Here is a 14,412-nt window from a genome sequence, read left to right on the forward strand (position 1 = left end):
ACGATAATGCAACCCTGGCACTTTCGTTACCCAGTAACGACTGCTTCGCAGGTGCTCACTCCACCAGTGCGGCCGCCTGTCGGCGTGCCTGATCCAGCCACGCCGCCCGTTCCTCGTCACTCGAGCCCGTGACCGTCCGAAAGACGGTCCGGCGTACGTCGCCGACTCCTACGTACGGCAGGAAACACGCTGACCAGATGCGCTCCAGCGGGTCGCCGAACTCGCTCTCCTCCCGGTCGGCAGGAGTGTCGGAGGTGTTGAGGACGAGAGCCCTGCCGGCCTTCAGAAGCCCGGCGGGCTCACCCTCCGCCGTACCCAGCTTGTAGGCGACACCGGGCACGAGCACTCGCTGGACCCAGCCCGTCACAACAGCGGGCGGCATGCCCCACCAGTTCGGGTGGATGAACACCATGGCATCCAACGTAGCCACCTCGGCGCGGTGCAGCGCCACCTGCACGTCCTGGGCGAGCGGGGCCGACTGGACCGTGCCGGTCTCATCGGCGGACAGCACCGGTTCGAATCCCTCGGCGCAGAGGTCGTGCGCGATCACGTGGCACCCGCGCTTCCGCAACTCCTCCACGACGGTGTCGGATACGGCATGGTTGAAGCTTCCCGGCTTCGGATGCGCGAGATACACCCCCGTACGCATTGAGCGTCCCCCTCGACGTACCGGATTCGCAACTGTCTGGCTGGGACCACCCCGGACGAACGCGGGGATTTTCCTCCTGCTACCAGCGATACCAGCGGCTTCGACGGCCACCGGTCCCTGCGGAGCGCATGACGAAACCGAGCAGCCACACGGCCAGCACGATCACCGCCACGACCCACAGAGCCTTCAGCGCGAAGCCGGCGCCGAAGAGGACCACCGCGAGCAGAAGAACGAGAAGCAGGGGAACCATAGTTATCGACCTCCAGAGCGGCGTCTGCCCTGGGAGTCCCGCCCTATGCGCCCGAACCTGTCACTGTGCCGCTCACCGTGCCGTTCACCGCGGCCTTTTGCGCCTCAGCCTGCGGCGCTCCCTGCCGTTGGGGTGACGAATGACCACACCGGCCATGCCACCGGTGCCGGTGAGCCGGATCAGGGTTGTGCCGGGGAGCCGTTCCGGGGATGTCTTGTCCCTCAGTCCGCCGAAGTCGGCGTCCACCGCGTCGGTGTCGGCACCCCAGCTCTCGGGGATGACGATCGTGACTCCGGCCAGCTCGCCATGCACTTCTACGTCGACCACCGGCCGGCGGCAGACCGCTTGCGTGAAGTCGAGGGTGACGCCTCCCGTGCCGCCGTACGCTGTCACTCGCGTAGGCACCTGCCACGGCCCGGCGCGCTTCACGCCGTGATAACCGCCCTTGAGGAGCAGCGGTTGTCCGGGGTCTGCCGGGACGACGGGTGGCAGGTCCGCAGTGACGTCGTGCAGATCGGCGCGGGTCCTGGCAGCCAGTGCTCGCCCCACCTTCGCGTCCAGCTCGGCGAAGTCGATCCGGCCGTCGGCCACTGCCCCCTTCACCCGCTCCAGCACCTCTTCGCGCTCCTCATCGGAAACGCGCGTCACATCGCGGTGGACAGATCCTGGCGGCTCAGCGGTCATGGTCCAAGGGTACGGACGGGGGATGTCCGTCGACAGCCGATTCCCCACATGAAGGTGCTCGGTTCGCGGCACCTGCCGGCCCTTCATGTCCTGAAGTCCGGTCGAGTCTTGACCTGAAGTCCGGTCGAGGTCCCAGCGTCACGGCACATCGGTCACCACTTGATGTCCGTGATGACCGTGGACGGCAGTTGGTCACCGGTACCCCGGCAAAGGCGTTCCGGCAATAGGCGTCGGAGAACGCGGCCGCCTTCCGCTGAACCGGCGCCCTCCCGCGCGTTCTTGGCCGCGGCCGGTCCATGCTCCTGCAGCGGCCCAGCGAACGGGGCGTGGAAAGGCTGACGTCCGCCCGGCCGGGACGATGCCGGACGTGAAAGCCCCGACTGGTCGGGGGAGGCCAGCCGGGGCGGTACAGCTGTGGGCTCGGAGGGCGGCCGCCTCCCGGCGAGGGGCTCCATGGGGCTTCAGCCGAACGATTTTCCCCACGGGCTGGAGGTGAGGCCCGGGGACACTGTCCCCTCCATTCCCACATACATATAAACGGTCAATCTTCCCGGGTTGTTCCAGGACCTCTCCCCCAGCGGCAGTGAGCTGCGCCACCCCCTGCTGTCTCAGCCGGCTACCGGGTCCTCGTAGGCGCCGGGTCCGCTGCGCGAAGGACGGATACCGCCGATTCCGCCGCCTGGGTCCGGAGTTCCCCGACCTCTTTCCGCAGATCGGAGAGCTCCCGGTGCAGGGCCTGGATCGCCACGAGGGCGACTCCATTGGCATCAGTGCAACAGATGGTCCTGTCGTCGGTGCCCAGACCGAAGCTCGCCCGCCAGTCCTGCGCCATCGGCCCCAGGTGACGTACGCCGTCGGCCTCCCAGACATAGCGCCAGGTACTCACCGGGAGATCCACTACCGCAGCCAGTACCTCGAACCCGTTCACACCGGTCGCCGATGTGTCCACCGTCTCTCCGGAGGCGGTGGACGTCATTCCGGCCGGGTCAGGTACGTCCGGATGGAGACGGGCCCGGTAGGCGCGCACGGCCGCGGTCCTGGCGCGGCGGAGACGTTCGGTCAGCGGTCCCATCGCACCGGGGTGACGTCGTTCTTCACGGCGCGGTCCGAGAACAGCGTCGTGCCGAGGGGGACCCACTGGGTGGAGGGCCCGGGGTCGGCAGCGGCCGGGCCCTGCTCCGCCACCCGCACCTGAGCGGGTTCAGCCGCCGCAGCCGCGGAGGCGGTGCCGAGGCACACCGACACCGCGGCCACTGTCGCGGAGGCGACAGCGGCGATACGGGTCATTGCGGTAACAGACATGGTCACGCTCCGAATTGCTCGTCGGTCAGATCATCCAAGAAACGACTGCGGCCCGGATCGGTCACGCTCGTCGTCCCGTCCGGTCGTCCCGTCGCGTACCGTCCACCTGGAGCTGCTGAGGTCCCAGACCCGCGGCAACGAAGCCGATGACGATCTGTGGTCCTACGTACCGCGTGGTCGGCTCCCTCCATGGCATGGCGTCACCACCTCGCCGAACGCCTGACCTGGCTGGTGCGCGACCGTTGGCGCAGCTGAGGACAACGGCACGGTCCCAGAGAAATCGCGTGGCGCCTGAACCACCTGTGGCAGGCGCCGTCGCCGCCTTCACGGCCGGCGCGGCGGCCTGGCGCGACGCGCTGCTGAGCGTCGACCACACCGCGCTCGACACCGTCGGGTACTGCGCCTACCCGCACGGCAGCGACGCGGAGGAGCCGTTTCTGGACATCGCGTGGTGGGTCAACCAGGAAGTTCTGCACCATGGGGCTGAGATCGCGCTCCTGCGTGATCTGTACCACGCACGACAGCCATGAACGGCAACGGCGACGGGACGCCGGGACGTGCATCGAGACGTGGTGCGCCGGGTGGGTGCTCGCCGCGTTCGCCGTACTGACGGCCGGGTTGCCGGCGTTCCCCGGGGCGGTGCCCGATTCCCCTGTTCGCATCGGAAGCCTGGGCACCGTCGGTCTCTGGTCGAAGAATCCGCTGACGGATGTCCGGGTGTTGGGAATCAAACCGCGGGGCATTGCGGGGACTTGGAGTCGCGGGCTGCGGGCCGTGGTCCGCACGCCGCGCGGCGACGTCGCCGCGTACGTCGCACACCTGCCTTCCGTCCGCCTCCGGGCGAGCGGCCTCGCGTCCTCCTTGCGCGAGGAGAGCGCCGACCTGCTGGGCCGGGCGATCGCGGCAGAGCAGCTGAGAAGGGTGATCCTGCTGGGCGATCTCAACGGCACGGTCGACGACCGTGGGCTGGACCCGCTGACCTCACGGATGAACGTGCCGGAGCGGGGCCTCGCCTTCAGCTTCCCCGCCGCCTTCCCACTCGCCCGAATCAATCAGGTCATGGCCCGCCAGGCAACGGTGGCCCATATCCGCACCCTGCCCGCCACCGGCAGCGACCATCTGCCGGTGGCGGGCCAGGATCACACGTCGCTGAGGAAGGGGTGCCGTCCACCCCGTTGGTACGACGGACAGTCACTCAGTGGGAATGAGCGTCAGCGTTCCCCTGGTCGAGGGGTCGCAGGAAGCGCCGCTCGTAGCGCCGGATGCACCGCGTCCGGCGAGCCAGCTCGAACGCGGCCTGGCACTCCGGGTCGGTGACGCTGTCCGCCCGGTACCGCTCGTACTCGGCGAAGCCGGGGAACGAGAAAAGGGCGTACGCGATATCGCTGTCGCCCTCGCTCGGCAGGAAGTACCCGTGGTGGGTACCCCCGAACCGGTTGACGAGGGCGACCCACCGACGGCCGTACTCCTCGAAGTCCTCGATGCGGTCGGGGTCGATCTCGTACTTCAGGTGAATGGTGATCATGCATCGGGATGATGCCCGAAGGGGGCAGACTCCGACGAATGAAGGAACGCCACAGATCGCGCGAGGGCGCGAGGCCGACCCTCGGCGCTGGATCGCAGTCGACGATTTCGCGGCGCTGGAGAAGTGGGCGGCGGGCCTGGAGCGACTCGGACGGCAGGCGGGACCGGGACGGCAGGCGGGTCGGGGCCGGTCGGGCGGAAGCCCGCCGCCCCGACCCGCCCCGCAGGCGTTACCGGTGGCCGCTCAGGCGCGCCCGCAGCAGGTTGGGATCCGTGGCCGTGGTGTACGCGGCGCTGAGTACGTACACGTCCTTGCCGCGCAGCGCGACCGATGTGGGGTTCTGAAGTCCGTCTTCGGAGTCAAGGACCGTGCTGGTGGTGCCATCGGGCTGGATGCGCACGACCTTGTTGGGGGCGTTCAGAGCGGCGAGAGCCTCGTCGCCCCGTCCCGTGAAGGTGAAATCGTCGATGCCCACCATGCCTGACGCCTTGACCTGAGGAACGCCCGCACGGTTTCCGGAGCGAATCGGGATGCGCAGGAGCGTGCCCTTGTCGAGGTTGGTCACCCAGAGGGCGCCGCCGTGCACCTTGGCGCCGTTCGCTCCGAGGAAGCCCGTCGAGGCCAGTTCGGGAGCGGTGGACCACGCGGTGGGGGTACCGCCGGACGTGGGAACGGTCCACACCGTGCCCAGCACCGAGTCGGTGATGTAGAGCTGCCTGCTGCGCCGGTCCAGGGCCAGCCCGTTGGGCAGGCCCTCCGCCGGCAGTGCCGCAACGCGTTGTGGTGACTTCCCGGGGGCCAGACGCCAGAGCCCGGTCAGATCCGCCGTGCCGGTCGCGTACAGCACGTACACGGCGCCGCCGGGGGCCCGGACGACTCCGGTGGCCAGGGGGAAGCCCAGGACGGGTGTACGGACTCCCCCGTCGGCCGGAGGGGGCAGGGTCGCCAGGATGCGTGTGGCGCCCCCGGGGGCGACCTCGGCGACCTGTCGGCTCGCGGCGAAGGTGACGAGGGCGGAGCCGTCGCGCGACAGGGCGATGTTCTCCGGCATCTGGCCTGCTGACAGGTCGAAGTGGGCGTCGATCCGCACATGCGTCAGCGGTTCTCCGGCCGTCGCGGTCGCGTTGGCCGGCAGGACCGCTGCCATGGTGGCCGCGGCCACCATGGCAACCGTCTTGATGATCTTGCTGCTTCGCTGGGACATGATTCCTTCACTGTTTTGGGCATGGGGCAGCCGCGGTACGGCGCCAAGAACCGAGGGATGTATCGGGAAAGAAGAGGGTGTGGTGGCCGACGACGCCTCAATGGGCGTGCAGGTGTGGTCAGGTGGTGCGGGTGCCGGAGCCGCAGCGTGGCTGCGGTGTTGGCCACGGCGCGGTGCCGGGCGTGAGTAGCGTCAGAGCGGTGACCGACGGGGGGCGGCCGTGGCCATCACGAGAGCCGGATCAATTCCCTGAGGGCCCCGAAGCCCTCAGGGCGGAACGCTGACATCAGCGAACTCACCTTGTAGAGAATGGAGTTCGCCAGGATGTGAGCCGATCACAGAATCCTGGCCTGCGATGTCGCCGACTACGAAATGCACAACCGGGCCGGCCGACGGAGGATCGTCCGGGCGCGGCCGGTGCTCAGGCGCAGGTTTCCGACCACCGCTCCGGCCCTGGCGGGCCGGTCGGCGCGAAGGCTCGGGTGCGTGCGTGGAGGAACACCGGTCCGGCCATGCCGGGCCGCTCGCCGGGCGCGCGTGGCCGTCCGGATCGAGATGGCCCGAGAAGAGCCGGTGCCCCTGACTGGCCGGCAGGGCAGTGGTCGCCGGAGGGGACGCGTTCGGGGCGCGGCCGAGTCGCTGCCCTGCCCTGCTTCGACGAACGGACGAGTTCGTGTAGATGGGCGCGCTGATGTCTGCGAGCATCGCGCGTTCTTCCCGGCGCGGTCCCGGCACCCGGCGCCGCTCGCCGCAGGTCTGCAACCCGTCGCTGTCGGGGCACAGTTGGCTGCGGCGCACTCGGAGGAAGTTCGGCGAGTTGCCCGTGCTTGTTCATGGTGCCGAGTATGCGCAACGCGGCCGCCCGGCGCCTCACCCTGTCGGGGTAGGGAAACGACTCCGCGGAGGTGGTGCGCGGCCTCGGCGCCGACAGCTCGGGGTTCGTTCCGCTCGGCCCGGTGCGGGAAGGGCGGCGGGCGCGGAGGCCGCTGCTGCGCAGATCGCTTCGGCGACACACGAAAATCAGTAGGCCAGTCAAGGTCGGTGTGCCAGGATGATCACCACCGAAGGGGTGTAGCTCAGAGGCCAGAGCGCCGGTCTCCAAAACCGGATGCCGCAGGTTCGACTCCTGCCACCCCTGCCAGAGCAGGAACGCGTACCGCACCGCGGATGCCGCTTCGGCGGCGGCCACGGCCCCGCGTGTCACAGCGGTCAGACCCGTTCGAGCGGCCGGTGCGGTTCGGCGGGGAGCTCCACCTCGACGGTGTCGCCGGGGCGCACGACGCCGCCCTCCAGCACGATGCTCATGATTCCGGCCTTCCGCACGGTGTTCCCCGCAGCGTCGCGGCCCACGACCTGCTTCAGCAGGCCGTCCTGGAAGGTGTCGATCTGCAGGCACGGGTTGCGGAGACCGGTGACCTCCAGGACGGCGTCGTCACCGACGCGCAGCAGGGTGCCGACGGGCAGGCGGAGCAGATCGAGGCCGCGGGTGGTGATGTTCTCGCCCAGTTCGCCGGGTACGACCGCGAATCCGGCCTCCCGGAGCTCGGTGAAGAGTTCCTCGTGGATGAGGTGGACCTGGCGCAGGTTCGGCCGGGTGGGGTCCTGCGCGACGCGTGAGCGGTGCTTGACCGTCACACCCGCGTGGATGTCGCCCTCCACACCGAGTCCGGCCAGCAGGGTGACGCTGTCCCGGTTCGGCTTGGTGAACGCGTACTCGGCGTTGCTGCTGACCGCCGCTACTGTCCCGCTCATCCGTAGAGCCCCCTCTTCACACGTATCGGTGATCCGCCCAGGACCTGACTCCGGGCGGGACCCCCTTGTCCGCGTGAGAAGCGCGGCCGCCGTTCATCCTCCGCGTACCGCGGAGCTCTGTTGTCCCCCGGACGCGGTCACTCGAATTCGTCGGCGACCGGCGGAAGGTTCGGTTCCATGAACAGGCCCGCGTACTGCGGCTTCGGCTGTCCCCCGTCGAGGCCGGGGCCGTTCAGGGTCTGCCCGTCGGCAGGGGTGTCGTCCACGCGGCGCTGCGCCTGACGGGGCGAGGCATAAGACATCGAGTCTCCAGTACATGGCGGTAGCGGTAAGAGGCACACAGCCCGAGCAGATTGCAGGGCTGGTCCAGCGACGAGTTTCCGGCGCCGGTGCGGCGACCGTTCCACGAATCGGAATCTTGTCGCGCCTGGAGACTGTAACCCCCGGATCGCCGGGACAGCCAGGCCACCACGGCGGGGGGCGGCGACCTGTGCCCGCGATTCGTCGGAGTGAGGCCTCCCGGCGGGATCTCAGCCGGCGGCGGGCTCGCCGTCCCCCTGCGGCGGAGCGAGCTGTGAAGCGGCGGGAATCGCGGCACGGGTGATCAACGCGGCGAGCAGAATCGCACCGGTTCCGTCGACGCGAGTTCCGCGCCCGCCGCCCGGTCGTACGTCTCGCGCTGCTCCCTCCTGAGTCGAGGGGCATCACCGCCGAGGGTTTCCAGGAGATCCGGGACCGGGACCGCCGGGCCGGGTCCGCGGGGGGATCACACGTCCGCACACCGCCTGGTCACCCGGCCTTGGCGCCGCCACCCGCCAGGACATCGTCTACATCACCGCCCGTGCCTGGATGGCCCTCGATCTCGCCCACCCGACAGCACGGCGGCCGGGGCACCGGGGCCGCAGGACAGCCGGGCCGCCTCCAGGACCACTCTGCTCTTCTTCACGTTCCCGGTCGGTTCGGAACACTCCAGGACCCCCGAGCCGTCGACGCTCCAACTGGTTGCCCGGCCCGCCACGTGCCTGCCGTCCCCGCAGGTGTACCGGAAGTCAGCGGTGATCTGCCTCACCCAGGCGAAGTCCACGAAGGTTCCGGCACTGTCGACGCTCGTGCTGGTGGCGCTGTCCGCGTTGACATCCGGGGCGGGCCTGCGGACGTCCGCGAACGCGTAGTCGTCGCTGCCACCTGCGTCAGCGTCTCCGATGTGGGCGCCCAGCGAGCGAAGCGCGGCCTCGGCGCCGACCTGCGGTCCCTTCTCGAACGTGACGGTGACACGCGGCGTGTGGAGCGGGATCAGCTTGTGTGTCAGTTCGCCGCCGCCCCCGCCCAGCTTCCGTTTCCCGGCAACGCCGGTCAGGACGCCTCGCTCGTCGATGTTGAACCAGTCATACGTGCCGTTGTCGCATCCGGCGCCGACCGGCCGCTCGCCCTTGCCGTTCCCCTTGCCGTTCCCCTGACCGGCCGCCTCGCCGCCGTCCGGACGTGCAGGCAGCGGCGCCCGCGAGCAGCGCGGCGACAGCGCACGCCGAAAGGCAGGTCTCTTTGATCTTCATGCTGTTGTCCCCCGGGACCATTGGTCAATGGTGGAGTTGACCTTGCCCGCCAGGACCCGGCCGGGCAAGTGGCGTGAGCGGATCGTCGAGGCGGACGCGGGGGCGTCGCACTACATCACTCCCGGCCGAGGAAGAACTCAGTGGCGAGCTAACGGCCTCACAACGACCATGGGGGCATGACCGACCAACCCGCACGATGGACCCGGGCAACCGTCTACCCCGACATGTGGACAGACCCGGCCGAAGACCCCCGTAACAGTGAAGGTGTCAGTCCGGACGGCGAACTGGCGACGCTTCAGGAGTTCCTGACGAGTTATCGGCTGACCTTGCGGATGAAGTGCGAGGGCCTGGACCCGGAGCAGCTGGCCCGTCGGTCGGTCCCGCCCTCGACGATGTCGCTGCTCGGTCTGCTGCGGCACCTCGCCGAGGTGGAGCAGGACTGGCGCAACTGGATCAGCGACGGGGATCCGCTGCCCAAGCTCTACGGGGAGCGGGACGCGGACTTCCACGGAGCCGTCGGCGAGCAGGCCGAGGCCGACGCCGCGTACGCGGCGCTGGAGCGCGAGCAGGGTCTGACCGACGCCGCGCTGGCCGAGCACCCGGATCTGGGCGAGCGGCTCGGCAAGGACGGGATCGCGGTCCGGGAGCTGATGGTGCACAGGATCGAGGAGTACGCCCGTCACTGCGGGCAGGCCGACCTGTTGCGCGAGTGCGTCGACGGGAGGGTGGGCCAGTAACGAGGGGTCACGGCTGCATTTGCCGCCCGGCACACGAACGGCCGGAGCAGAGCGTGGAGCTCCGGTCCACCGATGCCGTCGGCGAGGAAGCCGTGGCCGCCCGTCTCCGTACGTTCCCGAGCGGCGCGGCGTACGACCGTACACAGCTCCGGATCCCACCCCCGCCCCCGCCCCCGTAACGCTCCCGCTGCACCGGGCATCCTGCACGGGCACGCGTCCCGCCGCGCCCCTCACAGCGCCCTCGTCCTGATTCACGACCGTACGCCCGCACGTCCCCGGATCGGCGGGCCCTGAGTCGGTGCGGTCGCAGGACGGCCCTCGCCGCAATAGGATTCAGGCACTTACGCACAGCGGAGCGGCCATGAACCGGCGTCGGACCCCCCGCTCAGCGAGCGCCGAGGAACTGCTCACCACTCTTCACCACCTGACGGAGCGTGCTCGGCAGGAAGTGGAGCTGCACCGAGCCCGAGTGGAGCTGGCCCAGGCACTCCAGCGGGGAATGCTTCCAGCCTCGTTGCCCACTCTTCCCGGGCTGCAGACCGCGGCCCGGTATGCGCCGGCGCACCACGGTCTGGACATCGGCGGCGACTGGTACGACGGGTTCGTCCTGCCCGACGGGTCGCTGGGTTTCGCCATCGGTGACGTCCAGGGCCACGACGTCGAGGCCGCCGCCTTCATGGGGCAGATCCGCATCGCTATGCGGGCCATCGCGGGCACCGAACCCGATCCGGGTGAGGTCATGGGCCGTACGAACGACCTGCTCGTGTCCGTGGGGTCGACGCTCTTCGCCACCTGCACGTTCTTCCGCCTCGATCCGCTGACCTGGGAACTTCACAGTGCGCGCGCTGGTCATGTGGCGTGCGTGTGGGCGACGGCGGACGGCCGGACCGGCATCACCACCGACGAGGGCGGCATTCCCCTGGGCATCGCGGCGCACGAGCGGTATCCGGTGACCCGGCACGCCCTCGACGCGGCCGGGGCGTTCGTCCTGCTCACCGACGGAGTGGTCGAAGGTCCGTCCTTGCAGATCGAGGAGGGCCTGGACCGTGTGTGCCGGATCGTGAGCGCCCATGTGGAGGCCTCTGCCGACGCGCTGGCCGACGAGATTTTGGAGGCGGCGGGGCTCACCGGTCATGAGGACGATGCGGCGGTCCTCGTCCTGCGCCACGAGGCCGCCGGCCGTCGGCGGAAGTGACGGCAGGGGTCCGCAAGGCGTGTCACGGCCGCGAGGAGTCACGGCCGGTGTCTCATAAGATGCGTGATCCGTAGCAAGGAATCGAGACGCCGGGCCGTAGCCGTCCTCCAGGTGCTCGGCGTTGCCGCTGCCTACTACGTGTCCGCGCAGCTCGGATTCCTCCAGGAGATGGTGGTGCACAGCTCCGTCGTCACGCCGCTCTGGCCGCCGACGGGGATCGCACTGGGCGCGCTCCTGTACCTGGGCATCAGGATCTGGCCGGGCATCGCACTCGGTGCGATGCTCACCATCATCGACATCAGCGGCTCCGCCACTCTCTACGGTGCCGGGATCGCCGCAGGTAACACCCTGGCCCCTTTGTGCGCCTTACTCATGCTGCGCAGAATCGGCTTCCGTGTCGAGCTGGACCGGCTGCGGGACGGTGTCGCGCTGGTCTTCCTGGGCGCGCTTCTGGGCATGCTCATCAGCGCGACGGTGGGTGCCGGGGTGCTGATGCTCAGCGACAAGCTGCCGCTGAACCGGTTCTGGCTGGTGTGGTCGGCCTGGTGGGTGGGGGACGCGATGGGTGTCCTGGTCGTCACGCCGTTCCTGCTGGTGCTGCGCAGGGCGCGGCTGCCCAGGCTGACGGACCGGTGGGCGGAAGCGACGCTGCTGCTGGTCGTCGCGGTGGCGGCGACGGTGGTGGCGACAAGGAGTTCCCTGTCCATGATCTATCTGGTGTTCCCGGTGCTCATCTGGGCGGCGCTGCGCTTCAAGCTGCCCGGCAGCGCCCCGTGCGCCCTGCTGGTCTCGGTGCTCGCGATCGTGTCCGGTCAGGACGGCGTGGGGCCGTTCCACGACCACACCGTGCTCGAGGTCCTGGTGAACCTCGCTATCCTGAACGGCTGTGTGGCCCTCACCGCGCTGCTATTGGCCGCCATCGTCACGGAACACCAGAACATACGGCGGGAGACGGAGCTGGCCTGCGAGGAGCTGGCCGCGCTCGTGGAGCAGCTCGCGCCTCTTCCCCCGATTCCACGGCCGGACACAGGTACCGGACTGCAGGACGGCGACGTCTGACGGACGGGGGACCGGAGCGGGCCGACACGGCGGCCGCAGGCTCAGTACGGCAGCGGGCGGCCCGACGGCGTACGCAGGTCGAGCGGTGGCGGTCCTGTGGGCGGCGGCGCGGGTCGTCGAACGATCTGGATGCGGCCCATGGCCACCACCCCCTCCTGGTTATCCGGTATGTGCCCACGGTGGCGTCGTTCACACCTCCGCCCCGGCCCGGCGAGCCCGCCCGGATGCGAACACCACGCGGTGCGGTGACCCTGGAGGTATGGGGGTGCCGACTTGAGGAGGACCATTCATGTCCGCGATGGACAAGATCAAGAAGATGCTCAAGGGCCACGAGGACCAGGCCTCCACGGGCGTCGACAAGGCCGGTGACGCGGCCGACGACCGTACGCAGGGCAAGTACCGTGGCAAGGTCGACACCGGTCAGGACAGGCTCAAGCAACAGCTCGGTGACGACCGCGGCCAGGACGGCACGCCGCCCCCGCCCCACGCCTGACATCCAGGTCCGGGAGCGGCCAGCGGGTCGCTCCCGGGCGTGTGCCGCCGTACTTCACGCCGGATCCCGGTGGGCTCCCCGCCCGCCCGGATTCGGCGTTCCGTATGCCCGCGGCGGTTTTCTTGTTATCTTCCCGGCCTCATCGCATCTCCCGAGTGTGGGACGTGACGAAACAGGACTCCGAAAGAGTGAGCACAGCATGGGTGAGGCACACGAGACGGCGTTGATCAGGGCCGCGCAGGCAGGGGACGAGTCGGCGCAGGGCCGGCTCGTGACCGCGTATCTGCCGCTGATGTACAACATCGTCGGCCGTGCGCTCAACGGGCACGCCGACGTCGACGACGTGGTGCAGGAGAGTGTGCTGCGGATGCTCCGCGCGCTGCCCGCCCTGCGTACGCCCGACAGTTTCCGCTCCTGGCTCGTGGCGATCACCATGAACGAGATACGGGGGCACTGGCGCGACCGCCGCTCGGAGCACATGCCGGTCGGCGGCCTCGATGACGCCCATGACGTGGTCGATCCCGGTGCGGACTTCGTCGGTCTGACCATCATCCGGCTCGGCCTCTCCGGTCAGCGCCGGGAGGTGGCCGAGGCCACGCGCTGGCTGGACGAGGACGACCGTGCCCTGTTGTCCCTGTGGTGGCTGGAGACCGCCGGGCAGTTGTCAAGGTCGGAAGTGGCCCTCGCGCTCGAACTGTCCCCGGAGCACACGGCGGTGCGGGTCCAGCGGATGAAGACACAGTTGGAGGCCGCCAGGCTGGTGGTCAGGGCACTGGCCGCGGAGCCTCGTTGTTCCCTGCTCGCGTCGCTGGTCGGCGGGTGGGACGGAGTTCCGTCCGCTCTCTGGCGCAAGCGGCTCGCCCGCCACGCCCGGGACTGCACGGTGTGCTCGGGTCACAGGGTGGGGCTCGTCCCCGCGGAGGGGCTGCTCGTGGGACTGGCGCTGGTTCCTCCGGCGGTGTCCGCCGCCGGCGCCGCACCGGACCTGGTCGTCACGGCCGCCACGTCGCACTCGGCAGGGCCCGGACGCGCCGAGCGCAGACGCCGGCAGAGCCGGCGGCGTCGCCGCAGCACGGTGCTGGCGGCGCTGTTTGCCGTCGCTGTCCTGGGTACCGGCGGTGGAGCGGTGCACCTGTACGCGGACGAGGACGACGCGGAGCAGGAGAGCCAGGACGAGAATCCCGCGACAGCCGCCGCGCCCGCATCGCTCCCCACTGCCTCGAAGCCCGCTCCGACGCCGACGCCGACATCCTCCTCCCCCTCTCCTTCGGCCTCCCCGTCACCGAGCGCGTCCCGGAAGCCAAGCGCCTCCCCCACTCCCGAGGCCACGCCGACCACGCGGAAGCCGCCGCCGTCCCCCCGTCCCGCACCGCCAAGGACCGTGAAGCCGGCACCTTCGGGCAGGTCCGAGCAGGTCACCGCCCTCGTCAACGTCGAGCGTGCCAAAGCGGGGTGTGGAACCGTCCGCGGCAACGAGAAGCTCGCGACGGCCGCTTCCCGGCACTCCGCCGACATGGTGGCCCGCGACTACTTCTCGCACACCGCGCCCGACGGTTCGGACCCTGGCGACCGCATCACCGCGGCCGGGTACCGATGGAGCACGTATGGGGAGAACATCGCGAAGGGCCAGCAGACCGCGGCCGCCGTGATGGATTCCTGGATGAAGAGTCCGGGGCACCGTGCGAACATCCTGAACTGTTCCTTCAAGGAGATCGGCATGGGTGTGCAGGACACGTCCGGAGGCCCCGTGTGGACCCAGGCTTTCGGCACGGCAATGTGACACACACTCCGATCGGCGGCCGGGGAGGTCGGCCGGTGGGCTGTGGTCAGGGGCGGACCGGCCCGGGTAACCGGCCGGGGAAGCGACGTCTTGCGGAAGTCAGGCGGAATCATTCCCTCCATGTGGCAGTCCTAGGCTGAGATCAACGCCCAGGCCGAAGGCGTCCGCGCGCATCCCGATTCCCCGCGCACCACAGGAGTTCGGTGTTCCGCCGAGGGCCCTCGGCGAC

The 14,412-nt window shown here is 69.7% G+C and carries 15 protein-coding genes, 1 tRNA gene and 2 pseudogenes; 9 read left to right on the forward strand and 9 right to left on the reverse strand.

All coding sequences use genetic code 11. The features are described from left to right. Positions 1-55: 55 nt before the first annotated feature. From F0344_RS00605 to F0344_RS00625, 5 genes are all read right to left on the reverse strand, one after another. Positions 56-649, reverse strand: a complete 594-nt coding sequence (locus tag F0344_RS00605; RefSeq protein ID WP_185296893.1) for an NAD(P)H-dependent oxidoreductase — start codon at positions 647-649, stop codon at positions 56-58. A gap of 79 nt (positions 650-728) precedes the next feature. Continuing rightward, the gene (locus tag F0344_RS00610) at positions 729-899 is read right to left on the reverse strand and encodes a hydrophobic protein (protein WP_185296894.1); all 171 of its coding nucleotides are present in this window, start codon (positions 897-899) and stop codon (positions 729-731) included. Positions 900-983: 84 nt separating this feature from the next. Further along, positions 984-1,583, reverse strand: coding sequence for a DUF1707 SHOCT-like domain-containing protein (locus tag F0344_RS00615; RefSeq protein WP_185296895.1), 600 nt, complete (start codon positions 1,581-1,583; stop codon positions 984-986). 616 nt (positions 1,584-2,199) lie between these two features. Then, the gene (locus F0344_RS00620) at positions 2,200-2,655 is read right to left on the reverse strand and encodes a tail fiber domain-containing protein (protein WP_185296896.1); all 456 of its coding nucleotides are present in this window, start codon (positions 2,653-2,655) and stop codon (positions 2,200-2,202) included. Next, positions 2,643-2,885, reverse strand: coding sequence for a hypothetical protein (locus F0344_RS00625; protein WP_185296897.1), 243 nt, complete (start codon positions 2,883-2,885; stop codon positions 2,643-2,645). The genes F0344_RS00620 and F0344_RS00625 overlap by 13 nt, the downstream gene beginning before the upstream one ends. 305 nt (positions 2,886-3,190) lie before the next feature. Between F0344_RS00625 and F0344_RS00630 the strand changes: the two are divergent. Continuing rightward, positions 3,191-3,415 (forward strand): annotated as a pseudogene (locus F0344_RS00630) (DinB family protein); the annotation flags it as partial. Positions 3,416-3,554: 139 nt separating this feature from the next. Further along, positions 3,555-4,022: pseudogene (locus tag F0344_RS35295) on the forward strand (endonuclease/exonuclease/phosphatase family protein); the annotation flags it as partial. A gap of 58 nt (positions 4,023-4,080) precedes the next feature. On the opposite strand, the gene F0344_RS00635 reads toward F0344_RS35295, so the two are convergent. Both F0344_RS00635 and F0344_RS00640 read right to left on the reverse strand, forming a co-directional pair. Next, entirely contained in the window at positions 4,081-4,410 is a 330-nt protein-coding gene (locus F0344_RS00635; RefSeq protein WP_185296898.1) for an NIPSNAP family protein, read from the reverse strand. A gap of 229 nt (positions 4,411-4,639) precedes the next feature. Further along, positions 4,640-5,614, reverse strand: coding sequence for a hypothetical protein (locus F0344_RS00640; protein WP_185296899.1), 975 nt, complete (start codon positions 5,612-5,614; stop codon positions 4,640-4,642). 1,065 nt (positions 5,615-6,679) lie between these two features. Here F0344_RS00640 and F0344_RS00645 point away from each other — a divergent pair. Beyond that, positions 6,680-6,755: transfer RNA gene (locus tag F0344_RS00645), tRNA-Trp, on the forward strand. A gap of 68 nt (positions 6,756-6,823) precedes the next feature. Here F0344_RS00645 and F0344_RS00650 read toward each other — a convergent pair. Both F0344_RS00650 and F0344_RS00655 read right to left on the reverse strand, forming a co-directional pair. Next, the gene (locus F0344_RS00650; protein WP_185296900.1) at positions 6,824-7,366 is read right to left on the reverse strand and encodes an MOSC domain-containing protein; all 543 of its coding nucleotides are present in this window, start codon (positions 7,364-7,366) and stop codon (positions 6,824-6,826) included. Positions 7,367-7,503: 137 nt separating this feature from the next. Further along, a complete protein-coding gene (locus F0344_RS00655; protein ID WP_185296901.1) occupies positions 7,504-7,668 on the reverse strand; it encodes a hypothetical protein in 165 nt (54 codons plus the stop codon). Positions 7,669-8,403: 735 nt separating this feature from the next. Between F0344_RS00655 and F0344_RS35300 the strand changes: the two genes are divergently transcribed. The 6 genes from F0344_RS35300 to F0344_RS00680 all read left to right on the forward strand — a co-directional run bounded on the left by F0344_RS35300 (position 8,404) and on the right by F0344_RS00680 (position 14,183). Next, on the forward strand, positions 8,404-8,538 hold the full coding sequence (locus tag F0344_RS35300) for a hypothetical protein (protein ID WP_258049550.1): 135 nt from the start codon (positions 8,404-8,406) through the stop codon (positions 8,536-8,538). Positions 8,539-9,095: 557 nt separating this feature from the next. Then, positions 9,096-9,656 carry a mycothiol transferase gene (locus F0344_RS00660; RefSeq protein ID WP_185296902.1) on the forward strand — a complete coding sequence of 187 codons (561 nt, stop codon included), beginning with the start codon at positions 9,096-9,098 and terminating at the stop codon, positions 9,654-9,656. A 361-nt stretch (positions 9,657-10,017) separates the two neighbouring features. Next, entirely contained in the window at positions 10,018-10,851 is an 834-nt protein-coding gene (locus tag F0344_RS00665) for a PP2C family protein-serine/threonine phosphatase (RefSeq protein WP_185296903.1), read from the forward strand. Between the two features lie 63 nt (positions 10,852-10,914). Next, positions 10,915-11,910, forward strand: coding sequence for an MASE1 domain-containing protein (locus F0344_RS00670; protein WP_185296904.1), 996 nt, complete (start codon positions 10,915-10,917; stop codon positions 11,908-11,910). 289 nt (positions 11,911-12,199) lie between these two features. Continuing rightward, positions 12,200-12,403 carry an antitoxin gene (locus F0344_RS00675; protein WP_185296905.1) on the forward strand — a complete coding sequence of 68 codons (204 nt, stop codon included), beginning with the start codon at positions 12,200-12,202 and terminating at the stop codon, positions 12,401-12,403. Between the two features lie 199 nt (positions 12,404-12,602). Further along, a complete protein-coding gene (locus tag F0344_RS00680; RefSeq protein ID WP_185296906.1) occupies positions 12,603-14,183 on the forward strand; it encodes a sigma-70 family RNA polymerase sigma factor in 1,581 nt (526 codons plus the stop codon). Positions 14,184-14,412: the final 229 nt, after the last annotated feature.

The sequence above is a fragment of the Streptomyces finlayi genome (assembly GCF_014216315.1).
Taxonomy (GTDB): Bacteria; Actinomycetota; Actinomycetes; order Streptomycetales; family Streptomycetaceae; genus Streptomyces; species Streptomyces finlayi_A.